This is a genomic window from Massilia horti, assembly GCF_004614195.1.
Lineage (GTDB): Bacteria > Pseudomonadota > Gammaproteobacteria > Burkholderiales > Burkholderiaceae_D > Telluria > Telluria horti.
In genome coordinates this window covers 1-23,741 of the sequence record NZ_SPUM01000147.1, presented here as the reverse complement: position 1 = coordinate 23,741, position 23,741 = coordinate 1, and the positions used below count along the sequence as shown (strand labels likewise).

General features: G+C 63.6%; 26 protein-coding genes and 3 pseudogenes. 14 read left to right on the top strand and 15 right to left on the bottom strand.

Features of this window, described 5'->3' with window-relative positions:
* Positions 1-334: 334 nt before the first annotated feature.
* From E4O92_RS23460 to E4O92_RS23450, 3 genes are read right to left on the bottom strand one after another with little or no spacing between them, the layout of a single operon-like run.
* Positions 335-1,795, bottom strand: a complete 1,461-nt coding sequence (locus E4O92_RS23460) for an NAD(P)(+) transhydrogenase (Re/Si-specific) subunit beta (protein ID WP_135192058.1) — start codon at positions 1,793-1,795, stop codon at positions 335-337.
* Complete coding sequence (locus E4O92_RS23455; protein ID WP_135192057.1) at positions 1,792-2,133, bottom strand: NAD(P) transhydrogenase subunit alpha part 2; 342 nt, start codon at positions 2,131-2,133, stop codon at positions 1,792-1,794. The genes E4O92_RS23460 and E4O92_RS23455 overlap by 4 nt, the downstream gene beginning before the upstream one ends.
* A gap of 34 nt (positions 2,134-2,167) precedes the next feature.
* The gene (locus tag E4O92_RS23450; protein WP_135192056.1) at positions 2,168-3,280 is read right to left on the bottom strand and encodes a Re/Si-specific NAD(P)(+) transhydrogenase subunit alpha; all 1,113 of its coding nucleotides are present in this window, start codon (positions 3,278-3,280) and stop codon (positions 2,168-2,170) included.
* Between the two features lie 251 nt (positions 3,281-3,531).
* Here E4O92_RS23450 and E4O92_RS23445 point away from each other — a divergent pair, with 251 nt between their 5' ends.
* Together E4O92_RS23445 and mnmA are read left to right on the top strand one after the other, a co-directional pair.
* Positions 3,532-4,035, top strand: coding sequence for an NUDIX hydrolase (locus E4O92_RS23445; RefSeq protein WP_135192055.1), 504 nt, complete (start codon positions 3,532-3,534; stop codon positions 4,033-4,035).
* The gene (gene mnmA, locus E4O92_RS23440) at positions 4,032-5,132 is read left to right on the top strand and encodes a tRNA 2-thiouridine(34) synthase MnmA (RefSeq protein ID WP_135192054.1); all 1,101 of its coding nucleotides are present in this window, start codon (positions 4,032-4,034) and stop codon (positions 5,130-5,132) included. Before E4O92_RS23445 ends, mnmA begins: the two co-directional genes overlap by 4 nt.
* Before the next feature lie 121 nt (positions 5,133-5,253).
* Here mnmA and E4O92_RS23435 read toward each other — a convergent pair whose 3' ends face one another.
* Positions 5,254-5,898 (bottom strand): pentapeptide repeat-containing protein, encoded by a 645-nt coding sequence (locus E4O92_RS23435; protein ID WP_229483695.1) that lies wholly within the window; start codon positions 5,896-5,898, stop codon positions 5,254-5,256.
* A gap of 150 nt (positions 5,899-6,048) precedes the next feature.
* Here E4O92_RS23435 and E4O92_RS23430 point away from each other — a divergent pair.
* Both E4O92_RS23430 and E4O92_RS23425 read left to right on the top strand, forming a co-directional pair.
* Positions 6,049-6,171, top strand: a pseudogene (locus E4O92_RS23430) (aminomethyltransferase beta-barrel domain-containing protein); the annotation flags it as partial.
* A gap of 150 nt (positions 6,172-6,321) precedes the next feature.
* Positions 6,322-7,125, top strand: coding sequence for a nucleotidyltransferase domain-containing protein (locus tag E4O92_RS23425; RefSeq protein ID WP_135192053.1), 804 nt, complete (start codon positions 6,322-6,324; stop codon positions 7,123-7,125).
* A gap of 115 nt (positions 7,126-7,240) precedes the next feature.
* Here the strand turns inward: E4O92_RS23425 and E4O92_RS23420 are convergent, their stop codons facing one another.
* The 3 genes and pseudogenes from E4O92_RS23420 to E4O92_RS25285 form a co-directional block, all read right to left on the bottom strand.
* Positions 7,241-7,645: a hypothetical protein gene (locus E4O92_RS23420; protein ID WP_135192052.1), complete on the bottom strand. Its 405-nt coding sequence runs from the start codon at positions 7,643-7,645 to the stop codon at positions 7,241-7,243.
* Positions 7,646-7,738: 93 nt separating this feature from the next.
* Positions 7,739-8,038, bottom strand: coding sequence for a hypothetical protein (locus E4O92_RS23415; RefSeq protein ID WP_135192051.1), 300 nt, complete (start codon positions 8,036-8,038; stop codon positions 7,739-7,741).
* 44 nt (positions 8,039-8,082) lie between these two features.
* Positions 8,083-8,181 (bottom strand): annotated as a pseudogene (locus E4O92_RS25285) (integrase); the annotation flags it as partial.
* Positions 8,182-8,635: 454 nt separating this feature from the next.
* Here E4O92_RS25285 and E4O92_RS23405 point away from each other — a divergent pair.
* On the top strand, positions 8,636-9,613 hold the full coding sequence (locus tag E4O92_RS23405) for an O-fucosyltransferase family protein (RefSeq protein ID WP_135192050.1): 978 nt from the start codon (positions 8,636-8,638) through the stop codon (positions 9,611-9,613).
* On the opposite strand, the gene E4O92_RS23400 is transcribed toward E4O92_RS23405, so the two are convergent.
* Both E4O92_RS23400 and E4O92_RS23395 read right to left on the bottom strand, forming a co-directional pair.
* Positions 9,594-9,974: an ANTAR domain-containing response regulator gene (locus E4O92_RS23400; RefSeq protein ID WP_135192049.1), complete on the bottom strand. Its 381-nt coding sequence runs from the start codon at positions 9,972-9,974 to the stop codon at positions 9,594-9,596. The genes E4O92_RS23405 and E4O92_RS23400 overlap by 20 nt on opposite strands.
* 18 nt (positions 9,975-9,992) lie before the next feature.
* Positions 9,993-10,775, bottom strand: a complete 783-nt coding sequence (locus E4O92_RS23395; protein WP_135192048.1) for a 5'-3' exonuclease — start codon at positions 10,773-10,775, stop codon at positions 9,993-9,995.
* 113 nt (positions 10,776-10,888) lie between these two features.
* On the opposite strand from E4O92_RS23395, the gene E4O92_RS23390 reads away from it, so the two are divergent.
* Genes E4O92_RS23390 through E4O92_RS23380 form a run of 3 tightly spaced genes read left to right on the top strand, consistent with a single transcriptional unit; the run spans position 10,889 to position 14,173 of the window.
* Positions 10,889-12,799 carry a CocE/NonD family hydrolase gene (locus E4O92_RS23390; RefSeq protein ID WP_135192047.1) on the top strand — a complete coding sequence of 637 codons (1,911 nt, stop codon included), beginning with the start codon at positions 10,889-10,891 and terminating at the stop codon, positions 12,797-12,799.
* A 57-nt stretch (positions 12,800-12,856) separates the two neighbouring features.
* Positions 12,857-13,756 (top strand): DUF72 domain-containing protein, encoded by a 900-nt coding sequence (locus E4O92_RS23385; protein WP_135192046.1) that lies wholly within the window; start codon positions 12,857-12,859, stop codon positions 13,754-13,756.
* A 48-nt stretch (positions 13,757-13,804) separates the two neighbouring features.
* Complete coding sequence (locus E4O92_RS23380) at positions 13,805-14,173, top strand: COG4315 family predicted lipoprotein (protein WP_135192045.1); 369 nt, start codon at positions 13,805-13,807, stop codon at positions 14,171-14,173.
* A 276-nt stretch (positions 14,174-14,449) separates the two neighbouring features.
* On the opposite strand, the gene E4O92_RS23375 is transcribed toward E4O92_RS23380, so the two are convergent.
* The 3 genes from E4O92_RS23375 to E4O92_RS23365 are packed head-to-tail and all read right to left on the bottom strand — an operon-like array spanning position 14,450 to position 16,868.
* Entirely contained in the window at positions 14,450-14,710 is a 261-nt protein-coding gene (locus tag E4O92_RS23375) for a DUF6587 family protein (RefSeq protein WP_135192044.1), read from the bottom strand.
* A gap of 5 nt (positions 14,711-14,715) precedes the next feature.
* Entirely contained in the window at positions 14,716-16,605 is a 1,890-nt protein-coding gene (gene feoB, locus E4O92_RS23370; protein WP_135192043.1) for a ferrous iron transporter B, read from the bottom strand.
* A 2-nt stretch (positions 16,606-16,607) separates the two neighbouring features.
* Positions 16,608-16,868, bottom strand: a complete 261-nt coding sequence (locus E4O92_RS23365) for a FeoA family protein (protein WP_135192042.1) — start codon at positions 16,866-16,868, stop codon at positions 16,608-16,610.
* Positions 16,869-17,064: 196 nt separating this feature from the next.
* Here E4O92_RS23365 and E4O92_RS23360 point away from each other — a divergent pair, with 196 nt between their 5' ends.
* Entirely contained in the window at positions 17,065-17,277 is a 213-nt protein-coding gene (locus E4O92_RS23360; RefSeq protein WP_135192041.1) for a (2Fe-2S)-binding protein, read from the top strand.
* 74 nt (positions 17,278-17,351) lie between these two features.
* Positions 17,352-17,822 carry a bacterioferritin gene (gene bfr / locus E4O92_RS23355; RefSeq protein WP_135192040.1) on the top strand — a complete coding sequence of 157 codons (471 nt, stop codon included), beginning with the start codon at positions 17,352-17,354 and terminating at the stop codon, positions 17,820-17,822.
* 159 nt (positions 17,823-17,981) lie between these two features.
* On the opposite strand, the gene E4O92_RS23350 is transcribed toward bfr, so the two are convergent.
* Both E4O92_RS23350 and E4O92_RS23345 read right to left on the bottom strand, forming a co-directional pair.
* On the bottom strand, positions 17,982-18,953 hold the full coding sequence (locus E4O92_RS23350; RefSeq protein ID WP_229483693.1) for a PfkB family carbohydrate kinase: 972 nt from the start codon (positions 18,951-18,953) through the stop codon (positions 17,982-17,984).
* A gap of 42 nt (positions 18,954-18,995) precedes the next feature.
* Positions 18,996-19,604 carry a glutathione S-transferase C-terminal domain-containing protein gene (locus tag E4O92_RS23345; protein WP_135192039.1) on the bottom strand — a complete coding sequence of 203 codons (609 nt, stop codon included), beginning with the start codon at positions 19,602-19,604 and terminating at the stop codon, positions 18,996-18,998.
* A gap of 168 nt (positions 19,605-19,772) precedes the next feature.
* Here E4O92_RS23345 and purB point away from each other — a divergent pair, with 168 nt between their 5' ends.
* The 4 genes from purB to E4O92_RS23325 all read left to right on the top strand — a co-directional run bounded on the left by purB (position 19,773) and on the right by E4O92_RS23325 (position 23,183).
* Positions 19,773-21,152: an adenylosuccinate lyase gene (gene purB / locus E4O92_RS23340; protein WP_135192038.1), complete on the top strand. Its 1,380-nt coding sequence runs from the start codon at positions 19,773-19,775 to the stop codon at positions 21,150-21,152.
* Between the two features lie 341 nt (positions 21,153-21,493).
* Positions 21,494-22,039 (top strand): cytochrome b, encoded by a 546-nt coding sequence (locus tag E4O92_RS23335; RefSeq protein ID WP_135192037.1) that lies wholly within the window; start codon positions 21,494-21,496, stop codon positions 22,037-22,039.
* Positions 22,036-22,578 carry a YceI family protein gene (locus E4O92_RS23330; RefSeq protein WP_135192036.1) on the top strand — a complete coding sequence of 181 codons (543 nt, stop codon included), beginning with the start codon at positions 22,036-22,038 and terminating at the stop codon, positions 22,576-22,578. Before E4O92_RS23335 ends, E4O92_RS23330 begins: the two co-directional genes overlap by 4 nt.
* A 32-nt stretch (positions 22,579-22,610) precedes the next feature.
* Positions 22,611-23,183: a YceI family protein gene (locus E4O92_RS23325; protein ID WP_135192035.1), complete on the top strand. Its 573-nt coding sequence runs from the start codon at positions 22,611-22,613 to the stop codon at positions 23,181-23,183.
* Between the two features lie 200 nt (positions 23,184-23,383).
* Here the strand turns inward: E4O92_RS23325 and E4O92_RS24955 are convergent.
* Positions 23,384-23,741: pseudogene (locus tag E4O92_RS24955) on the bottom strand (hypothetical protein); the annotation flags it as partial.

Genomic DNA, 23,741 nt, shown 5'->3' with positions numbered 1-23,741 from the left:
AGCTGCAACGAGTACCCGTGCGCAGAATCGTAGGGTGGGCACCTGTGCCCACGCGCTTCGCGAACGGTGCATGGTGGTACCGATGCCGCGAGCCTGCAAACGGTGACCGCGTGCGCACTGGTCCTCGGCGGCCCCGCGCCCCCTACGAGCTGCAACGAGTACCCGTGCGCAGAATCGTAGGGTGGGCACCTGTGCCCACGCGGTTCGCAAACGGTGCGTCATGGTACCGCCGTCGCGAGCCGGCAACCGGTGACCGCGTGCGCACTGGTCCTCGGCGGCCCCGCGCCCCCTACGAACTCCGATCAGTTTCGCAGGCTGCGCACAATGTCCCTACTCATTCGACAGCCTTGCCCATCGCTTCGATCACCTTCTTGGCGTCGCCAAACACCATCATCGTGTTGGGCTGGTAGAACAATTCATTGTCCAGCCCCGCATACCCCGAGGCCATCGAGCGTTTGTTGACGATGATGCTCTTGGCCTTGTACGCCTCCAGGATCGGCATGCCGGCGATCGGCGACTTGGGGTCCTTCGCGGCCGGGTTCACCACGTCGTTCGCGCCCAGGATCAGCGCCACGTCGGCCTGGCCGAATTCGCTGTTGATGTCCTCCATCTCGTACACCATGTCGTACGGGACCTCGGCTTCGGCCAGCAGCACGTTCATGTGGCCCGGCATGCGCCCCGCCACCGGGTGGATCGCGTACTTCACCGTGACGCCATGCTCCGTCAGCTTGTCGGTCAGTTCCTTGAGCGCGTGCTGGGCGCGCGCCACCGCCAGCCCGTAGCCGGGCACGATGATCACGGTTTCGGCATTCTCCAGAATGAACGCGGCGTCCTCCGCCGAGCCCGACTTGACCGGCCGCTGCTCCTGCGCGCCGCCCGCGGCGCCCGCCTCCACTTCGCCGCCAAAGCCGCCCAGGATCACGTTGAAGAACGAGCGGTTCATGGCCTTGCACATGATATAGGAGAGGATCGCGCCGGAGGAGCCCACCAGCGAGCCGGCGATGATCAGCATCGAATTATTCAGCGAAAAGCCGATGCCGGCCGCGGCCCAGCCGGAATAGCTGTTGAGCATGGAGACCACCACCGGCATGTCGGCGCCGCCGATCGGGATGATGATCAGCACGCCCAGCGCGAACGACAGCAGGGCCATGATCAGGTACGGCGTCCAGGCCGGCTGCACGCCGACTGCAAAGCAGAACACCAGTCCGAGCACGATGATCGCCACCGCGATGCCGAGGTTGACCAGGTGCTGGCCGGTGTAGCGCACCGGCGCGCCCTGGAACAGGCGGAACTTGTATTTGCCCGACAGTTTGCCGAAGGCGATCACCGAACCCGAAAAGGTGACCGCGCCCACGAAGGTGCCGATGAATAGTTCGAGCCGGTTACCGAACGGCAGCGCGGCATCGCGCGCTGCGATGTTGAAGGCCCACGGCTCGGACACGGCGGCGATGGCGATGCAGACGGCGGCCAGGCCGATCAGCGAGTGCATCGCCGCCACCAGTTCCGGCATCTTGGTCATCTCGACCTTTTTAGCGGCGTAGGCGCCGATCAGGCCACCGATCACGACACCGAGGACCACCAGCGGAAAGCCGATGCCAGCGCCGGCCTGCATGTCGGCCTTCAAACGGAAGATCAGCGCCACCGTGGTGACGGCGGCGATCGCCATGCCGGCCATGCCGAAGGCGTTGCCTGTCCTTGCCGACGCCGGCGAGGACAGGCCCTTGAGCGCCTGGATGAAGCAGACCGAGGCGATCAGGTAAAACAAGGTGACCACATTCATGCTGATCATATTCATGCCAGTTCCTCCGACTTGGCAGCGGGGGTGGACTGGTCTTTGGCGGCCTTCGGTTCCTTCTTCTTGAACATTTCGAGCATGCGTTGGGTGACCAGGAAGCCGCCGAACACGTTGACCGCGGCCAGCGCCACGGCGATCGTTCCGGTCAACTGGCCGATCGGTCCCTCGGTCAGCGCCGCGGCCAGCATGGCGCCGACGATGATGATGGCCGAGATCGCGTTGGTGACCGCCATCAGCGGCGTATGCAGCGCCGGGGTGACGTTCCACACCACGTGGTAGCCGACGTAGACGGCCAGCACGAAGATGATCAAATCGATGATGGTATGACTGATTTCCACGTTTGCCTCCCGAGTTTTTGCGTTCTTGCGCCGCTTATTTGCGCAGCAGTTCGCCGTCGATGCAAATCAGCGTCGCGGCGACGATGTCGTCGTTGCGGTCGATGACCAGGTTGTTGTCCTTGTCGATGATTAGCTTGAGGAAGTCGAGCACGTTACGCGCGTACAGGGCCGAGGCGTCGGCCGCCACCCGCGCAGCCAGGTTCGGCTCGCCGATGATGGTCACGTCGTGCCTGACCACGGTCGCGCCCAGTTCGGACAGCGCGCAGTTGCCGCCCTGCTCGACCGCCATGTCGACGATCACCGAGCCGGGCTTCATCGATTCGACCATCGCTTCGGTCACCAGCACCGGGGCCTTGCGGCCGGGGATCAGGGCGGTGGTGATGACGATGTCGGCCAGCTTGATGCGTTCGGCCACCAGCTGCGCCTGGCGCTGCATCCACGCTTGCGGCATCGGGCGCGCGTAGCCGCCGGTGCCTTGCGCGATTTCGCGCTCCTCCTCGGTTTCGAACGGCACGTCGATGAACTTGGCGCCGAGCGACTCGACCTGTTCCTTTACTGCCGGGCGCACGTCCGATGCCTCGATCACGGCGCCCAGGCGGCGCGCGGTGGCGATCGCCTGCAGGCCGGCCACGCCGGCGCCCATGATCAGCACCCGTGCGGCCTTGACGGTGCCGGCGGCGGTCATCAGCATCGGCATGAAGCGCTGGTAGGTGTCGGCGGCCAGCAGCACCGCCTTGTAGCCGGCCACATTGGCCTGGGAAGACAGCACGTCCAGCGACTGCGCACGCGTGGTGCGCGGCGCGGCCTCGAGCGCGAACGCGGTCAGGCGGCGCTCGGCCAGCGCGCGCAGGTTGTCGGCATCGAACGGGTTGAGCATGCCCACCAGGATCGCGCCCGGTTTCATCTGCTCGCGCTCTCCGGCGTTCGGGGAACGCACCTTGAGCACGATGTCGGCATTGAAGGCATCGGCGGCGCCCGCGATAATGGCGCCGGCGGCCGCGTAGGCGGCGTCCACGGCGGCCGCGCGCAGGCCGGCGCCGGACTCGACGATCACCTCGTGCTTTGCGGCCAGTTTCTTGACGGTTTCAGGAGTTGCAGCAACGCGTGTCTCGCCCGGCCAGGTCTCGGCCGGTATGCCAATTCTCATCGATGCCTCCGTGATATTGATAAAGTGTCCACAATCTAGCACGTAAATTGCACGTAAACCCCGACTTCAAAATCGACAGTGGCTTTTCGTCGACAGAATTGACAATTGTCCGATTGAAGAAGGCGGACAGCTAGGACAATCAAACGGGAATATGTCGAAGATCAATGTTGATTTCCGCACACATGAAGTGCGGCGGCCGAGCAACGCCCAGCCCGCCAAGGTAAAATGTCGGCTCATTTCCAAGGACGCGCATGACCCATACCTTCAAACCGTCAGTCACCGTTGCCGCGATCATTGAGCGCGACGGCCGCTTCCTGCTGATAGAAGAAGAGACCAGCGAAGGCGTCAAGCTGAACCAGCCGGCCGGCCACCTGGACCCGCACGAATCGCTCGAACAGGCGGTGGTGCGCGAGGTGATGGAAGAGACGGCGCACGAGTTCATCCCGGAGGCGCTGGTCGGTATGTACATGTCGCGCTACCGCAGCAAGTCGCGCGGGACCGACGTGACCTACCTGCGCTTCACCTTCTGCGGCAAGGCCGGCCGCCAGTACGACCAGCCGCTGGACCACGGCATCCTGCGCACCCTTTGGATGACGCGCGACGAAATGGCCGCCTGCCAGGAGCGCCACCGCAGCCCGGTCATGCTGCAGTGCGTGGACGACTACCTGGCCGGCAAGCGCACCGCGCTCGCGCTGCTGCACACCCATGCCTCGGTGTTCGATGGCGGGTTATCAATCAAGACGGACGTTACATGAGCAAGAAAAAAGTCGTGATCGGGATGTCGGGCGGAGTCGACTCCTCGGTCGCGGCATGGATGCTGAAGGAACAGGGCTACGAGGTGGTGGGCCTGTTCATGAAAAACTGGGAAGACGACGACGATTCCGAATACTGCTCGTCGCGCCAGGACTGGATCGACGCGGCCAGCGTGGCCGACGTGGTGGGGGTCGACATCGAGGCGGTCAACTTCGCGGCCGAGTACAAGGACCGGGTGTTTGCCGAGTTCCTGCGCGAGTACCAGGCGGGCCGCACGCCGAATCCGGACGTGCTGTGCAACGCCGAGATCAAGTTCAAGGCCTTCCTCGACCATGCGATGAAGCTGGGCGCGGACCTGATCGCGACCGGGCACTACGCGCGGGTGCGCGAGAACGCGGGCCGCTTCGAGCTGCTCAAGGCGCTCGATTCGACCAAGGACCAGAGCTACTTCCTGCACCGGCTGAACCAGGCGCAGCTGTCCCGGGCGCTGTTCCCGCTGGGCGAAACGCCCAAGACCGAGGTGCGCAAGATTGCCGAGAAACTCAAGCTGCCCAACGCGCAGAAGAAGGATTCGACCGGCATCTGCTTCATCGGCGAGCGGCCGTTCCGCGAATTCCTGGGTCGCTACCTGTCCGGGAAGCCCGGCCCGATGAGGCTCGATGACGGCACCCTGGTCGGCGAGCACGTGGGCCTGTCGTTCTACACGCTGGGCCAGCGCAAGGGCATCGGCATCGGCGGGCTCAAGTCGCACAAGAACGCGGACGGCACCAGCGAACCGTGGTTCGTCGCGCGCAAGGACATCGCCAACAACACGCTGTACATCGTGCAGGGGCATGACCATCCGTGGCTGTTGTCGAGCCACCTGGAAGCCGGGCAGGCCAGCTGGATCGCGGGCGAACCGCCGGGACAGCGCGCGCTTTCTGCCAAGACCCGCTATCGCCAGAGCGACATGGCCTGCACGGTCAATCCCGAAGGTCTTGACCGCTTCACGCTGGACTTTGTCGAGCCGCAGTGGGCGGTGACGCCGGGCCAGTCGGCGGTGCTGTATGACGGCGACGTGTGCCTGGGGGGAGGGATCATCGACGGCGGCAACGCCTAACCCGTGGCAGTTGCGTAGGGACCGTCTTTGATGCGATCCCGGCAACCGCCTGGTTCAGCGGGCCATGTCGTCCAAGGCGCCTCGCTTTGTCCAGCACATCGCGGTACTGCATGTTTAGCGATCAGCCTACCAACAGCCCGAGTTCGAGCATCAGCTCGGCCGCTTGGCGCGCCGAGATGATCGCACCCTTGAACATCGCGGCGTTCCCGAGCTTGACGCCGCTGATGTCGGCGCCGCGCAAGTCGGCGCCGTGGAAGCGCGTGTCTTTCAGGTGGGCGTTGCGGATGCTGCATTGCTCAAAGACGGCTTCGCGGAAGTCGCAGCCGGAAAGGTCGGCGTCCTGGAAGTCCAGCCCGACCAGCCGGGTTTTGTAAAACGACAGGCGGCGCAGGTCGGCGCCAACCATGCGGGAATCGGCGAACGACAAGGCAAGATGTGCCACCTCTTCAAAGCTGGCGCCCGTCAGTTTGCACTCGCGGAACGTGGCAGAGGCCAACTTGGCCCGACGCCACGTGGTATTGTTGAAATCGCAGCCTTCGAAGCGCGCGTCAACCGCGTCGGCAGATTCAAAGTCCGACTGGCCGCCCCGGCAACGATGCCAGCTGCTGCGTGAGAGCTTCGCTGCGTATAACGAGGTCTCCACCAGCGAACAATTGCGAAATTGCGCGTCCTGCAGGTCGAGGCGCGACAGGTCAGCGCCGTTAAAGTCGCAGCCGTCGAAAACCAGTGGGCCCGCGGCTTGGGCGAGCAGTTCGGTTATCCGCATGCGGTCCAGAGTGCTTGCGGATATCGTGATGACCGAAGATGGCATAAGTGCGAACGACCTTGAATAACGGAAAGCTTCCGTAAGAATATACTAGCGGGGCTTTGTTGCACAATGCTCCGTCAGCGGCACCTGAGTCGAGGCGCAGGGAAACTTTTTGCCGAGCCGCAGTGGGTGGTGACGCCGGGCCAGTCGGCCGTGCTGTATGACGGCGATGTGTGCCTGGGCGGGGGCATCATCGACGGCGGCAACGCCGGACGCTCGGCAGTTGCGTAGGGATCGCCGTTGATACGATCCCCGCAACCGTCTGGTTCAGCGGTCTATGACGTCCAAGGTTCGGACTTCCTCGATTCGTGACACGTTGTCGAGGTTGCACATCCGTGTCACGATGCGGTTAACTTAACCCTTCATGATCTGGACCGACGCGTGATCGCATTACACATTCGAGAAGAAATCCAACGGCGGCTAGTTCAGGCCGAGCAAAACCATGACGTAAAGGTCATTTGGGCGATTGAATCTGGCAGCCGCGCGTGGGGCTTCGAGTCACCCAACAGCGATTACGATGCGCGATTTATTTATGTAAATCGGCCTGCCTGGTATTTGTCGGTCGGATTGGAAGAGCAACGCGATGTAATCGAGTACCCAATCGTTGACGATCTTGACGTCAATGGCTGGGACCTGCGCAAGGCACTGCGGCTGTTCTGGAAATCCAACCCTGCCTTTATGGAATGGATCCAGTCGCCGATCGTGTATATGCAGCGCGGCACGTTTGCCGAACGATGCCGAATGCTTGCGGCCGATGTGTATTCGATAGAAAGTGGCATCTATCACTATCGCAGCATGGCCAAGACGAACTTTCGCGGCTATTTACGCGATCCTATGGTCCCGCTTAAGAAGTACTTTTACGTCCTGCGCCCATTGCTTGCTGTACGTTGGCTGGAGCGGCACAAAGCACCGGCGCCCATCGAATTCGAGAAATTACTGGAAGTTCTGGACGACCCTGCCCTGCTAGCTGCGATTGACGCGCTACTGGAGCAGAAGCGTTCAAGCCCGGAGCTCGGTCTGTCTCCTCAGATACCGGCAATTCAGCAATTCATTGTGAACGAATTGGAGCGGATCGATGGGATCGTTCCTCCGCGATTAGTCCGCAAAGATGTCGAGCCAAAACTGTCCGACCTCTTCAGGCAAGTTTTGACTGAAACCTGGGGAGTTCAGATATTGAATTTATAGAAGATATCCTCCCCCTTCATCCGGTCAAACGACATAGCGCTTGGTTCGGCACAGCCATGCCCGGCTGTATCGTCCGCGCCAAGGCTGACCTTGGTGCATAGAAAACATCAGGCCGTTAGCGCGGCCAGAGTTTCTTAGGACTTTCTGAAAACAAAGCGTCTAAAAATTCCTTGGGAGGGCGATCGATATCAATGACATGTTCAGGCAAAAAAGGAACCTCAGCATCCTCAGTAAGGTAGAAGCTGCTGTCATTGCACCCGACAGGCATGTTGGTAACGCGGCCGATGAAATACAGTGGCCTAACCTCCGACACCACTACCCACATTCGCTCACAATCGCGTGAAATTTCCCCGAATTCGTCCTCAGACTCTATCTCAAAAATGAGCTTTGCTGCATCGCCTGGCTGTAACGCCTGCCTCTCTTCAAACGGCGGAATCCAGAAGGTTTCGGGCGACGATCTGTGACGGTCCTCGCCAGAGACAAGTGTCCAGTAGTCTACGTCGATTTTTGGAAATCGCATCTTGGCTGAGTTGGGGTCAGTTTGTTGAGGGGGCACAGTACTAGAACCCTTGATGTCATGGGAATCCGCTATCGTCGCATCTCCGGGATGATTTTATGGATACCAGACCAAGGAGCATCCCTCAGCAAACGCGCTTTCGTAATGTCGGCGGAATGCAGCCATGCTGGGATCGTTAAGGCTCTCAACATCGATTGCTCGGCCTTCTCCGAGCTCAATTTCCGAGAACCCAAACAACTCAATTTCCTGCCGAGCCATATCTTGACGAGAGATGCGATCGCTCTGCGCAAGGAACAGGATAAACCGATGAACACCACCTTTTGTTGGGCTAGCCCATTCGAAAGCAGCTGTCCCAGTAAAACGGGCGGAGCCGGGATACAAAATGATGTTCTTCAAACTTCCTCCTCTTGACGCACATAACGGACATTTATACGGGCGACTCACGCCTCGGTCTTTCCGGCGGTCGCTAGCGCATCATCGACCTCAATCCCGAGATAGCGTACCGTACTCTCCAGCTTAGTATGCCCGAGAAGGAGCTTTGTGCCCGTAGATTCTATGTGCGTGGCGGGAACGACTTCCCTCGAAGACGGGAATAGCACAACTGGCGCTAATCCGTCCATACTGAGCGTGAACAGCAAATTCAGCACGGACTCCCACCTCCGCGGGTGCGACGGATTAACGCGATGTTAGTCCAGCCAGCGGCGGCGCCGCCATGTATTTGGTTGATTCAGCCTGTGGTTGAACGCGTGGGCGGGAGACCCGCCCACCCTACACCTCCGGTAAGCCATATATCGACTGATACAGCTCAAGCCCGCACCAAGTCCCCGTTATCGGCTGACGCCGGTTGCTACCATTGTCCAGGTCTGCCGACTGGAGAATCCAATGCGGGTATGCATTCCAGAAATTCATGGGCGTCGTGGTGCAGGCCTCGGGAACGAACTTTTTCCGTGGGCGAAGGCCTTTCTGGCGAGCCGAGCCCTCAATGCCAGCCTGATGCATCCAGCGTGGGGCCTGAATCAGCGCAAGTATCAGCGCGACTTCGGCACCGCACGGCTCGACTGGGTGTACCAGGGCCTGCTCAGGCGGGCCATGCCCACGATCCGCTTTGACGAAGCAACCTACCTCGCAACGGGCAAGAATGAATACCAGCAGGCGGTGGCGCAGTTCGCGGCGGCCCAGGGCCTGGACCGGCGGCGGCATTTCGTCTTTTCCGCAAGCGGCATGTGGGGCGGGTTCCACGCGATCCGCAAGGCGCGCGTGTTCATGCTGGCCGAACTCCTCAAGGCGCGGCGCGCGGTGGACAACGTGCACGCGATCCTCTCCCTGGCGCAGGCCGGCAAGCCCCTGGCCGCCGTGCACATCCGCCGCGGCGACTTCGAAAACGTCAAGCATGGCACCGACTTTCGCGGCCGCTTCAACGCCGCCCTTCCGCTGGAATGGTACCTGGCCACCTGCGCCGCGCTCAAGCAGGGTTGCCGCGGCCAGTTGCAGTTCCTGCTGCTTACCGATGCCAGCGCGGACGAGGTGAGGCCGTTCATCGACGCGTTCCGCCCCTTGACCACCTTCCACCTGCGCCAGACCGCGTGCAGCGACCTGCTGCTGATGGCCTTTGCCGATTGCATCGTCTGTTCCGTCTCGTCCTACAGCATGTGGGGTGCGTTCCTGTCCAATGCGCCCTACATCTGGTACTCGCCCAATCTTCAGGATCATGGCGGCTTTGGATCGCTGTGGGGACACGAACCTGCCCAGCAGGGGCCGGCCGGCACCACCGCACAGAACCTGGAGCGCATCCGCCAGGCCGGGGACCCGGGGCCGGGGCGCGGGCTTGCCGTCGACGCGTCCGGAGAGGTGCCGGCCGCGTTCTGCGAGCATCTGCTGGCTGGAGCGAGCGCGCGTGCGCTGGAAAAGGACCTGATCTTTTACGGCGTGGTGCCGCTGCCGCGCGTGCCGGTCACGCCCGATGCTTCTTGACCACCGCGAGCACGGTATTCCTGATCGTCTTGAGCACCGTGTCGGCCTTGAACGGCTTGACGATGAAGCCGTGCACCCCGCGCGCCAGCGCCGCCTGCACCGCGGGCGCGTCAAGCGTGCCGGACACCATGAAGATCAGGGTCTTGGGCAGGTTGGCGCGCAACTGCTCGACCACGTCATTGCCGTCCTCGACCTGCTCGCGCGCGATGCAGATTAAGTGCGGCTGGTGCTTGAGCGCCAGCGCATAGCCCTGCGCGCTGGTATGAGTCTGGCCGACGACCTCGTAGCTACCGTCAGTCAGCACCGTATTTAACAGCCCGCGCGACACCGCGCTCGCGTCCACAATCACTGCCTTGAGCATCCGCTCATCCCCTCTCTCTCATGTCTCGTAGGCCAGCATGTTCCAGGTCACGCCCAGCCGCACGTCGGTCTTGAGCTGCACCAGCTGGCGTGACATGTACAGTATCTCGCGCTCGGCGCGCAACCTTTCGCCCAACGGCGTCTTCAAAATGCCGGCGCCGGCCATCACCGCGTCCAGGCTGCCGTAGGCATTGAGCAGCCGCGCGGCGGTCTTCATCCCGATCTTGGACACTCCCGGCACCCCATCGGTCGCATCGCCCATCAGCGCCAGCAGGTCGTGCAGCAGTTCCGGCGCCACCCCGAACTTGTTGCGAACCCAGGCGTCGTCATGCCACTCGCCCTTGAAATGGTCCCACACCAGCGCGCCATGCGCGATCAGGCCGTGCAGGTCCTTGTCGGTGGTGGCCACGACCGCCGGGCCGCGTCCCTCCAGCAGCCAGCGCATCACGCCAGTGCCGATCACGTCGTCGGCCTCCACTTCAGGCAGCATCAGCACGTGCAGGCCGGCGCCGGCCAGGCGCTGGTGGAACTCCGGCAGCGCATCGCGCAGGCAGGACGGCATCGGCGCGCGGTTCTCGCGGTAGCGCGGGTACAGCGCGTGGCGCCATGTGCTGCCGCCGTAGTCGAACGCGGCCAGCACATGGGTCGGCTCATGCGCCTCGAGCAGGTTGCGAAACGACGAGAACGCGTGGCGCAGCGCGACGCTCGCCTTCAGGTCCGAGTCCGGTTCGGGACTGGCCTCGTAGACGCGGCGCACGATGTTCAAGCCGTCGATCGCGAGCAGCTTTGCCTGTTGTTTCATGTGGATGCCAAAAAACGGGTGGCGCCATGATACCGCCCGCGCAACGCTTATGCACCTGTGCCGTTAAATGTTGTAAATTCTTAATCCTTCACCTTTACGTCCCGGAGAGTCCAATGCGTCACCGCCGTACGCTGTCCCTGTCCGCCCTGCCGCTGCTGCTGGCCTTTCTTCCCGCGCCGACCCAGGCACAGACCCCGGCCATGTCGCCTGATATCCCCGCCGCCAAATTCGAGGCCACCGTGCCCGGCGCCGACTACATCAAGCGGGTCGAGATGATCCCGATGCGCGACGGCGTCAAGCTGTACACCGTGATCGTGATCCCGAAGAATGCGCAGCACGCGCCGATCATGCTGACCAGGACCCCGTACAACGCCGCGCGCCGCGCCAACCGCAGCACCAGCCCGTACATGGCGTCGATGCTGAACGACGGCGACGACCAGTTCGTCGCGCACGGCTACATCCGGGTGTTCCAGGACGTGCGCGGCAAGTACGGCTCGGAAGGCGACTACGTGATGACGCGCCCGCTGCGCGGACCGCTGAACAACACCGACGTCGACCACGCGACCGACGCGTATGACACGATCGACTGGCTGGTCAAGAACCTGCCTCAGTCGAACGGCAAGGTCGGCATGGTGGGCTCATCCTATGAAGGTTTCACGGTGCTGATGGCGCTGGCCGATCCGCACCCGGCGTTCAAGGCCGCGGTGCCAATGAGCCCGATGGTCGACGGCTGGCGCGGCGACGACTGGTTCCACAACGGCGCCTTCCGCAATTCGAACCTGGGCTACATCGCAAGCCAGAACACGGCGCGCGGCGAAGGCGTGCAGCTGGCCAGCGGCGTCTACGACGACTACGAGGGGATGCTGCGCGCTGGCTCGACGGGAGACCTGGCGCGCCAGTATGGCCTGGACCAGCTGAACTTCGTTAAAAAGCTGTTCGAGCACCCGGCCTACGACAGCTTCTGGCAGGAGCAGGCGCTGGATCGCATTTTGGCCGCGCGGCCGCTCAAGGTGCCGACCATGACCGTGGTCGGACGCTGGGACCAGGAAGACATCTACGGCGCCTACGCGACCTACGCCGTCACCGAAGGCAAGGACAAGAACAACGACATGAACCACCTGGTGGTGGGCCCGTGGCGCCACAGCGGCGTGAACTACGAAGGCTCGACCCTGGGCCCGCTCAAGTTCACCGGCGACACCGCCGCCGAGTTCCGGCGCGACGTGATGCTGCCGTTCTTCGACCAGTACCTGAAGGACGGCGCACCCAAGGCGGACACGCCGCCGGTGTGGTCGTACCAGACCGGCGTGAACCGCTGGCGGCGCCTTGACCGCTGGCCGCTGGCACAGGCCGCGACGCCTTTGTTCCTGAAAGCGGGCTTCAGGCTCGGGTTCGACAAGGACAGCGCCAGCGACAAATACGACGAATACGTATCCGACCCGGCCAAGCCGGTGCCGTTCGTGCCGCGTCCGGTGCGCATGCACGACGCCGCGGTCTGGAAGCCGTGGCTGGTCAACGACCAGCGCTCGTTCTCCGACCGTCCGGACGTGCTGGCCTACGTCAGCGAGCGCTTGAGCGCACCGCTGCAGCTGGCCGGCCAGCCGATGGTCAACCTGTTCGCCTCGACCAGCGGCACCGATTCGGACTGGGTGGTCAAGCTGATCGACGTCTACCCGGACGAGGTGGCGGCGCAGCCGGAACTGGGCGGCTACCAGCTGCCGATCGCGATGGACATCTTCCGCGGCCGCTACCGCCAGGGGCTGGACAAGCCGATGGCAGCAAGCCCCAACAAGGCCGAGCGCTACCGCTTTGCGCTGCCCAACGTCGACCACGTGTTCCTGCCGGGCCACCGGATCATGGTGCAGATCCAGTCGAGCTGGTTCCCGCTGTACGACCGGAATCCGCAGACCTTCGTGCCGAACATCTTCCTCGCCAGCCCGGCCGACTACCGCAAGGCGACCCAGCGGGTCTACCACGCGCCCGGCATGGAGAGCGCGATCGAGCTACCGGTCGTCAAGAACGACTGATCGGTCGGTTCGCAAGCGTACCGAAACCGCGACGGGGCGCGGGTATGATGTTTCAACATGTCCGCGTCCATTTTCATCGGCATTTCCGGCTGGCGCTATCCCCCGTGGCGCGGTGTGTTCTACCCTGAAGGGCTGGTTCAGCACCGCGAGCTCGACTACGCGTCGCGCCAGCTGCCAACGATCGAGATCAACGGCTCGTTCTACTCGCTGCAGCGGCCGGAAAGCTACGCCGCCTGGTATGCGGCCACGCCGCCCGGCTTCGTGTTCGCCGTCAAGGGCAACCGTTTCCTGACGCACATCTTGCGCCTGCGCGACATCGACCACGCGCTTTCCAACACGCTGGCCTCAGGCGTGTTCGAGCTGCACGAAAAGCTCGGTCCCTTCCTGTGGCAATTCCCGCCCAACTTCAAGTTCGAGCCGGAGCGGATGGAACACTTTCTCAGCATCCTGCCGCACGACTCCAAGAGCGCGCTGGCGCTGGCGCGCCACTACGAGCCGCGCATGGAGGGCCGGGTCTCGCTCGATGCCGACAAGAACCACGCGCTGCGGCACGCGATCGAGATTCGCAACGACAGCTTCATCGACCCCGCCTTCGTTGCCCTGCTGCGCAAATACAAGGTCGCCATGGTCGTGGCCGACACTGCCGGCAAATGGCCGAACTATGAAGACGTGACGAGCGACTTCATGTACCTGCGCCTGCACGGCGACAAGGAACTGTATGCCAGCGGCTACAGCGACGAAGCGCTCGAGCGCTGGGCCGACCGGATCCGGGCCTGGACCAGCGGCAAGCAGCCGCTTGATGCCCGCCTGATCTCGAAAACAGCGCCGCCGCGGCGCGCGCACCGCGACCTGTACTGCTACTTCGACAATGACATCAAGGTGCACGCGCCATTCGATGCCAAGCGGCTGATGGAGAAACTCGGCCTTGCATGGCACCCGGATCAAGTGCCAGAATGACCGGGCAGTTCGAACCGGTAGTCAAACGACATCCAACAGGAGACTCACATGAAACCAGTCAAGCTTGTTACCGCACTGTTCGCCACCCTGCTCACACTCCCCCTCCACGCCGCCGACATCACGCCGCTTCACAAGGTGGGCGGCGTGCTGGTCGATGCCAACGGCATGACGGTCTACACCTTCGACAAGGACAAGGACGGCAAGAGCGCCTGCACCGGCCCGTGCGCCGAAAACTGGCCCGCGGTCAAAGCCGGCGACGCCGCGCTGACGCCGCCTTACGGCAGCATCACACGCGAAGACGGCAGCAAGCAGCTGACCTACAAAGGCAAGCCGCTGTACACCTTCGTCAAGGACAAAAAACCGGGTGACAAGTCGGGCGACAAGGTGAAGGACGTCTGGCACGCGGTAACCGAATAAGACGAGACGCACGCTCGTAGGATGTCGCGCGGCCAGCGGCCCTAAAGGAGGCGTAGGGTGCGCACCTGTGCGCACGCGGTACCGCTGAGCAGAGTTTGCGTCAATTCGTAGGGTGGGCGGGTCTCCCGCCCACGCGTTCAAACAGAGCGTGAATCAACCGAACGCGAAGCGGCAGTGCCTTCAAAGCTACCGCAAACTCTGCTCAACCGTACAGCGTGCGCACAGGTCCTCGGCGGCCCCGCGCCCCCTACGCCCTCCGGCAAGCCGTACGATTTGCTAACGCCGTTCGTGCAGCTTGATCACCCGATGCCCGGTCGGTTCCTGCGCCGGCTCCTCGTCCTCACAGGCCTTGCAGCTGTCGCACCCGCTGCCGCAGCTGTCCGCGTCAGCGACCCACTGCGCCAGCCGGGATTGCCGCGTCCCGCGCCGCGAGAGCTTGTACACGATCCGCGCGCGCCAGCTCGCCGGCAGATACTTGGCCGCGACGTACAGCAGCGCCAGCACAACGATAAGCCCGACGACGAGATACTGGACCATGGCCGCTACCCCAGCGCGTAGCGCGCTACGTGATAGGTGATGAAGGACGCCGTATAAGCCAGCGCGAACATGTAGCCGGCCATAAGCAGCGGATAGCGGGTGCTGCCCGTCTCGCGCCGCACCACGGACAAGGTGGACAGGCACTGCGGCGCAAACACATACCACGCCAGCAGCGACAGCGCGGTCGCCATCGACCACGAGTGTGCGATCACCGGCGCCAGCGAACGGGCGACATCGTCGCCGCTGCCCGACAGCGCATACACGGTGCCCAGCGCCCCGACTGCCACCTCGCGCGCCGCCATGCCCGGCACCAGCGCGATGCAAATTTGCCAGCCAAAGCCGATCGGCTCGAAGATCACGGCGAGTGCGCGCCCGATCATGCCGGCGATGCTGTAATAGATCGGCGGCTCGGTCGCCCCTTGCGGTGCGCCGGGAAAGCTCGACAGGAACCAGATCAGCACCATCAGGGTCAGGATCAGGGTGCCGACGCGGGTGAGGAAGATGCGCGCGCGTTCCCACAGGCCCAGCGCCAGGTTGTTCAGGTTCGGCCAGTGATAGGCCGGCAGCTCGAGCATCAGCGGGTGCTGGCCGCGCGCGCCCCAGCTGCGTTTAAACACCCAGGCCACCGCCATCGCGCTGACGATGCCGGCCATGTACAGGACGAACAGCACCAGCCCCTGCAGGTTGACGAGACCTGCCACCTGGCGCTGCGGGATGAATGCGGCGATGATCAGCGCATACACCGGCAGCCGCGCCGAGCAGGTCATCAGGGGCGCGATCATGATGGTGACCAGCCGGTCGCGCGGGTTCTGGATCGTGCGCGCCGCCATCACGCCGGGAATCGCGCACGCGAACGAGGACAGCAGCGGGATGAACGCGCGCCCGGACAGCCCGACGCTGCCCATCAGGCGGTCGAGCAGGAACGCCGCGCGCGGCAGGTAGCCGCAATCCTCGAGGATCAGGATGAAGAAGAACAGGATCAGGATCTGCGGCAGGAACACCAGCACGCTGCCGACGCCGCCGAAAATGCCCTCGACGATCAGGCTGCGCAGCGGCCCTTCGGCCAGGCCAGAGCCGACCCACTGGCCGAGCGCGTCGACGCCGCCCTTGATCAGGTCCATCGGCGCCTCGGCCCACGAGAACACGGCCTGGAACACCAGGAACATCAGCGCCGCCAGGATCACGGGGCCGACCATCGGGTGCAGCACCACCTGGTCGATCTGCTCGGACAGGTTGCCGCGGTCGTTGGCAAAACTTGTGGTGGCATCCAGGATCCGGCGTACCTCGCGCTGGGTCTCTTCGACCGGCACCGCGTCGATCGCGGACAGTGAGTTGGGCTTGACCGGCACGTCGAACGGCAGCGCGTCGAGCGCGTCCAGCAAGGCCGCCTCGCCGCCAGCGTGGATCGCCACGGTTTCCACCACCGGCATGCCCAGTTCCTCAGACAGCCTGGCGCTGTCGATCACGATGCCGCGCTTGTGGGCCACGTCGACCATGTTCAGCGCCAGCACCATCGGCAGCCCGAGGCGCTTGATCTCCAGCACCAGGCGCAGGTTCAGTTGCAGGTTGGTCGCGTTGACCACGCACACCACCGCGTCCGGCGCCTGCTCGCCGGCGCGGATGCCGGCCACCACGTCGCGCGTGATCGCTTCGTCCGGGGTGTGCGCCGACAGCGAATAGGCGCCCGGCAGGTCCAGCACCCGGATCGGGCGCCCGGACGGCGCGACGAAGCGGCCTTCCTTGCGCTCGATGGTGACGCCTGCGTAGTTGGCGACCTTCTGGCGCGCGCCGGTCAGGCGGTTGAAAAGCGCGGTCTTGCCGCAGTTTGGATTGCCGAGTAACGCGACCAGCGGCGCTCGTGCCGCCGCCTGCACCTGCTGTTCTGGTGCGCCCATCGTTATTCCGGCTGAATCGAGATCAGCGCCGCCTCGAAGCGGCGCAGCGCGAACGTCGACTGGCCGACCTTGACCGCCAGCGGGCCGCCGGTAAAGCTGCGCCGCAGCATGCGGATACGCTCGCCCGGCACGAACCCGAGCTCCATCAGGCGGCGCGGCACGTCCGCTCCCCCGTGCGCGCCGGCGGGCGCAAGGTGGATCACGGTGGCGCTCTGGCCCGTCTTGAGCGAGTCGAGGGTGGTCAGGGTGGGGGCAAGAGTCATGGTCGCTGCAGTCCGTTGGGTACCTGATGAGACAGATAACATCATAAACCTAAATGCGAATTATTTCTATTTGCAGTTTGCTCACGCTCATGTAGATACGCAACAAAAGTGCTTGCATTCGTCGTCCGGTTTCGACAAAATATAACACGAATGAGAATGATTCTCATTATATAGCAAAACCAGCAAGGAATTCCGAATGATCGTCTGTGTCTGCAACAACATCTCCGACCGCGAAATCCGCCAGGCGGTCGACCTTGGCATCAGCTCGATGGCCGAACTGTACAAGGAACTGGGGGTGGGCACCTGCTGCGGCAAGTGCGTCAGCTACGCCCGCGAGGTGTTGCACGCGCACCTGGACAGCCAGACCACGGTCACCGAACTGCGGCGCAACGTGCCGCAGGCTGCCTGATCCGCCACGAATCACGCCGCGTCCGCCGCCCGCCTTTGCTATGATGTTGATAACAACATCACACAAGGGACATCATGAAGGGCGATCCGAATATCATCCGGCTGCTTAACGCGCAGCTGACCAATGAGCTCACCGCAATCAACCAGTACTACCTGCACGCGCGGATGTACCGCCACTGGGGTCTGAAGCGGCTGGGCAAGAAGGAATACGACGAATCGATCGGCGAGATGAAGCATGCCGACCAGCTGATCGAGCGCATCCTGATGCTCGACGGCTTGCCCAACCTGCAGGCGCTGCACAAGCTGCTGATCGGCGAATCGACTCAGGAAATGCTTGAGTGCGACCTGAAGCTCGAACGGGCGGCGCAGATCACGATCAAGGAAGGGATCGCTGCCTGCGAGGTGGCCCAGGACTACGTCTCACGCGACCTGCTGCTGGATATCCTGGAAGACACAGAGGAGCACATCGAATGGCTTGAGACCCAGCTCGACCTGATCGTGAAGATCGGCATTCAGAACTACCTGCAAAGCCAGATGAACGAATAGCGCTCGCGGCCGACCCGCGCTGCCCCCCGTAGGGTGCGCACCTGTGCGCACGCGGTTCGCGAACGGGGCGTAGTGGCGCCGCGGCCGCAAGCCAGCATGCGGTGACCGCGTGCACAGCATAGCTGCACACCGTACGGAACTCACCGGCCGCGTGGCTCCTCACGCCGCGCGCCAGCGCGCCATCCACTTGTCGTAAAACCCCAGATCGCGCGGCACCGCGCCGGGAATCGCGCAGATCGCCCCAGCAAACTCGTTGGCGCGCGCCAGCGTCGTCTCGAGCGGCCACTCGCGCACCAGCCCAAGCAGGAAAATCGCCGCGAACGCGTCGCCCGCCCCCGCCGTGTCGATCACGAACGGCGGCGCCGGATTGTCGCGGTTGGCGATCACCTCGTCGTCCTCGCCAAAGTACACCGAGCCGCGATGCCCGAGCGTGACGATCAGCGCCTGCAGCGAGAACATGTCCACCAGCGCCCGGCATGCGGCGCGCACCTCATCGGGCGGCAGCGGCGGCGCCGATGGCTCGATCTGGAAGTACCACTTGAACAGCATCTGCAGCTCAGCCTCGTTGACCTTGACGATATCCGCCAGGTGCAGCGAACGGAACACGATGCGTTCGTCGATCGCGCTCTCGCGCAGGTTCAGGTCCAGGAAGCGGGGCGCCACGCACGCCTGCAGCAGCGCCTCGAGTGTGGTGCGCGTGCGCGCGCTGCGCTGCGCCAGGGTGCCGAAATAAAATGCGCACGGCTCTTCGGCCGACAGCGCGGCCAGCGCTTCGTCCTCGTCGATGTAGTCGTAGGCCTGGTTGGGCAGGACCGTCAGCCGTACTCCCCCTGGCGAGCGTTCGAGCACGGCCCGGCCGGTTTCCTCGAGCTGATCGAACTGCAGGCCCGCTTCGGTCATGGCAAAGCGTTCGAATTCGCCACGCACCAGCGCGCCATTGAGGTCGCTGCCGATGCGGGTGATCATTAACTGCGGCACCATGAACGCGGCCAAATGGCGCGCCACGTTGAATGGGGCGCCGCCCGCCACCTGCTCGCCACCGGTCTCCTCAACCAGCGCTTCGCCGCATACCACCACCGTCTTGTCCCGCTGCTGCATATGCCCGCCCCGTTCGTGTTGTCGGTCCGGCATGATTGTAGCGCATCAACAGCCCAGCGCCAGCGGATCAGGATGTCAGTGCGGCACGGTGTCCTTGAACGAGGGCCGTTCGGACAGCTTGTCGAACAGGCGCGTCAGGTTCGGGTAGTCGTCGCGCCAGCCGATTTGCGGGAACCGGAACGACAGCCAGCCGAGCGTGCAGCCGACGGCCACGTCGGCGAGGGTGTAGTGGTTGCCCATGCAAAATGGCTGATCGCCGAGGCGCTCGGACATCGCCTGCAGCCCGGCGCTCACCTTGCCCATCTGGCGCTCGATCCACGCCTCGCTCTGCAGTTCTGGCGGGCGCTGGGTGCGCTCCAGCCGCACCAGCACCGCAGCGTCCAGCACGCCGTCGGCCAGCGCTTCCCAGACCTTGACCTCGGCCCGGTCGCGGCCGTTCGGCGGCAGCAGCTTGCACACGGGGGTGAGCGTGTCGAGGTATTCGGCGATCACGCGCGAGTCGTACATCGTGCTGCCGTCTTCCATCACCAGGCACGGCACCTTGCCCAGCGGGTTGGACCGCTGGATCGCCGTCGCCGCGTTCCAGACATCTTCCAGCTCGAAGGAATAATCAAGCTTTTTTTCCGCCATAACTACGCGGACTTTGCGGACATAGGGACTGGCGATAGAACCGATCAGTTTCATAGATACTCAGATGTGGGGACTGGTGGACAGTATAACATCGGCACCCCGCCGTTTGAGGGCCCGCACGCGCCCTGCTGTGTGGTCACAACAGGGCGCAAACCGGGCTGCATCGGGGCTGCAAAAGCGCCCCGGTGGTAGAATCTTCGTTTTTGCACAGACCGTCCCGCCATGACTTCTACCGCCCCCTCGGCCGCCCTGTCGGCCCTGTCTCCGCTCGATGGCCGCTACGCCGCCAAGACCGACAAGCTGCGCCCGATCCTCTCGGAAGCCGGCTTCATGCACCATCGCGTGAAGGTCGAAATCGCCTGGCTGCAGGCGCTGTCGCAGGCCGGCTTTGCTGAACTGAAGCCGTTCTCGCCTGCCGCCAACGCGCTGCTCGACCAGCTGGCCGCCGGGTTCTCGGAGCTGGACGCCGCCCGCATCAAGGAAATCGAGGCGGTCACCAACCACGACGTCAAGGCGGTCGAGTACTGGCTCAAGGAAAAGGTCAAGGACATGCCGGAACTGGTGTCGGCCAGCGAGTTCATCCACTTTGCCTGCACTTCGGAAGACATCAACAACACCTCGCACGGCATGATGCTCAAGGCCGCGCGCGACGGCGTGCTGCTGCCCGCCCTGCAAGCGATCATCGCCAAGCTGACCGAGATCGCGCACGTCAACGCCGCGCTGCCGATGCTCTCGCGCACCCACGGCCAGACCGCCAGCCCGACCACCCTGGGCAAGGAATTCGCCAACGTCGTGGCGCGCCTGACGCGCGCGGCCAAGCGCATCGCCGACGTCGAGATCCTGGGCAAGATGAACGGCGCGGTCGGCAACTACAACGCGCACCTGTCGGCCTACCCCGAGTTCGACTGGCCGGCATTTTCGCGCAACGTGATCGAACAGCGCCTGGGCCTGACCTTCAACCCGTACACCATCCAGATCGAGCCGCACGACTACATGGCCGAGCTGTTCGACGCGGTCGCGCGCGCCAACACCATCCTGCTGGACCTGAACCGCGACATCTGGACCTACGTCTCGCTCGGCTACTTCAAGCAAAAGCTCAAGGCCGGCGAGATCGGCTCGTCGACCATGCCGCACAAGGTCAACCCGATCGACTTTGAAAACTCGGAAGGCAACCTGGGCCTGGCCAACGCGGTGCTGCGCCACATGGCCGACAAGCTGCCGGTCTCGCGCATGCAGCGCGACCTGACCGATTCGACGGTGCTGCGCAACATCGGCGTGGGCTTCGGCTACGCGCTGCTGGCCTACGACAGCTGCCTGCGCGGACTGAACAAGCTGGAAGTGAATGCCGCGCGCCTGGAGCAGGACCTGGATGCGAACTGGGAAGTGCTGGCCGAGCCGGTCCAGACCGTGATGCGCCGCTACGGCATTGCCAATCCGTACGAGCAGCTCAAGGAGCTCACGCGCGGCAAGGGCATCACCAAGGAAGCGCTGCGCGAATTCATCGGCGCACTGGCGATTCCGCAGGAAGCCAAGGACCTGCTGCTTGCGATGACCCCGGCGAACTACACGGGCCTGGCTGCCAAGCTGGCCGCGGCGATCTGAGGCAGGCACCACCTGACAAAAGACCGGACTTGTTCCGGTCTTTTTTTTGGCGCTGTCACCGTTAGCTGGCTACGGACTTGGGCAGGCGTAGGGTGCGCCCCAGTGCGCACGCGGTTCGCGAACGCGGCGTAAGTGAAGCGGCTGCCGCAAGTCAGCATACGGTGACCGCGTGCGCACTGGTGCGCACCCTACGCCTCCGATAAGACGGCATCTCAGAAACTTGATATCGGGCTCAACTGTTTCCCCTACAGCAATTCATGCTACTGTACGAAACGCATTTGCAAGCGGCCCAATCATTTCTCTGCTATAGTTAGTCCTAACACGTACTAATTTTCGGGAACATGCTGCGCTATACCAAAACCGCGATCGCGCTTCACTGGCTGATCGCCGTACTGATTATCGGCACCTTCACGCTCGGCCTGGTAATGACCGACATCCCCGGCCTGACGCCGGCCAAGCTGCGCTACTTTTCGTGGCACAAGTGGGCTGGCGTGACCGTGCTGCTGCTGGCCGTCCTGCGCCTGCTGTGGCGGCTGGTCAACCGCGCCCCGCCCTACCCGGCCGCGATGCCGGCCTGGCAGAAGAGCGCCGCTCATGCGCTGCACGGCGTACTCTACGTGCTGATCTTCGCCGTCCCGCTGTCCGGCTACTTCTACACCCTCGCAGCCGGCGTGCCGGTGGTCTACTTCGGCCTGTTCGAACTGCCGGTGCTGATCCAGCCGGATCCGGCCCTCAAGGCGGTGCTCAAGGAAGTGCATTACTGGCTCAACATGCTGATGGCGGGCCTGGTCGGCATGCACGTGGCCGCCGCGCTCAAGCACCTCGTGGTCGACCGCGACGGGGTCATGCAGCGCATGCTGCCCTCATTCAAGAAGGAGAATTCATGAAACGAATCCTGCTGGCGACCTTGTTCGTCGCCGCGGTCGCCAACGCCGCCCCGCTCAAGACCGACCTCGCGCACAGCAGCGTGGGCGCCGTGTTCAAGCAGATGAACGTGCCGGTCGAAGCGAAATTCAAGCGCTTTGACGCGCAGATCGACTACGACGCCGCGCATCCTGACGTGTCGAAAGCCCGGGTCGACATCGACACCGGCAGCCTCGACCTGGGCGACCCCGAATACAACAAAGAGGTCGCGAAGAAGGAATGGTTCAATTCCGCCCAGTACCCGAAAGCGAGCTTCGTCTCCACCGCGATCAAGCCGGTGACAGCCGGCAAGCTGAACATCGCTGGCAAGCTGACCATCAAGGGCCGGACGGCCGACGTCAGCTTCCCGGTCACGGTCAAGCCGGAGGGCGGCAAACAGGTGTTCGAGGGCCAGCTGCCGATCCGGCGCCTGGCCTTCAACATCGGCGAAGGCGAGTGGAAGGACACCAGCATGGTCGCCGACGAAGTCGTCATCAAATTCCGCATCGCAGCGGGACAGTAATTCACCTCAACATCAACAAGGGATAGCTCCACATGAAATTCAAGCATCTGATCGTCGCCCTGGCTGCCGTCGGCGCCAGCTCCGCCTTTGCCGCCGACACCTACAACATCGATCCCAACCACACCTACCCGAGCTTCGAGGCCGACCACTTCGGCGGCCTGTCGAAATGGCGCGGCAAGTTCAACAAGACCAGCGGCACGATCACCCTTGACCGTGCGGCCAAGACCGGCTCGCTGGACATCACGATCGATGCCAACAGCCTCGACTTCGGCCATGCGAAGATGAATGACCACGCCAAGGGCCCGGACATGTTCGATGTCGCCAAATTCCCGACCGCGACCTACAAGTCCAAGTCGATCAAGTTCCACGGTGACCAGCCGGCCGAAGTGGATGGCGAGCTGACCCTGCACGGCGTGACCAAGCCGGTCAAGCTGACGATCAACCAGTTCAAGTGCATGGAGCACCCGATGCTCAAGCGCGAAGTGTGCGGCGCCGATGCCTCGGCCACCTTCAACCGCGGCGACTTCGGCGTCAGCTACGGTCTGCAGATGGGCTTCAAGCCGGAAGTGAAGCTGGCGATCCAGGTCGAAGCGATCAAGCAGTAATCAATCGAACGAAGGGCGTAGGGGGCGCGGGGCCGCCGAGGACCAGTGCGCACGCGGTACGGTTGAATGCCGTTGGCTTCGGTAGGCACACGTACCGCGTGCGGCACGGGTCCTCGGCGGCCCCGCGCCCCCTACGAACCAAATAGAAGGCCTCGCGGCCAACGGCAGCGAGGCCTTTTCGCAATTAAGCGCGCCCCGGATCAGCGCCCGTTCGCAAACTCGACCCTGTCCCACGCCGCGCGGCTGGCAGCCTGGGCCTGCCGCCAGGTCAGGCGCGACTTGCCCTTGACCCGCTCCCACTCATCGGCCATGTGAGGCTCGGCCAGTTCATAGCTGGGATAATGGGCCGCGCTGTTGTAACCCAGCGCATAGGCAGGCGCATAATCGTCGTAGGTGTAGCCAGGCGTGTAGTGCGACTGGGCCGAATAATTCGAGCGCCAGTAGACGTCTTCGTCCTGCGGGTTGACCACCCGGCCCGCGGCCTTGCCGGCAGCTCCGCCTGCCAGCGCGCCGATCGCGGCGCCCGCCGCCATGCCAACCGGTCCGCCGGCCGCGCCC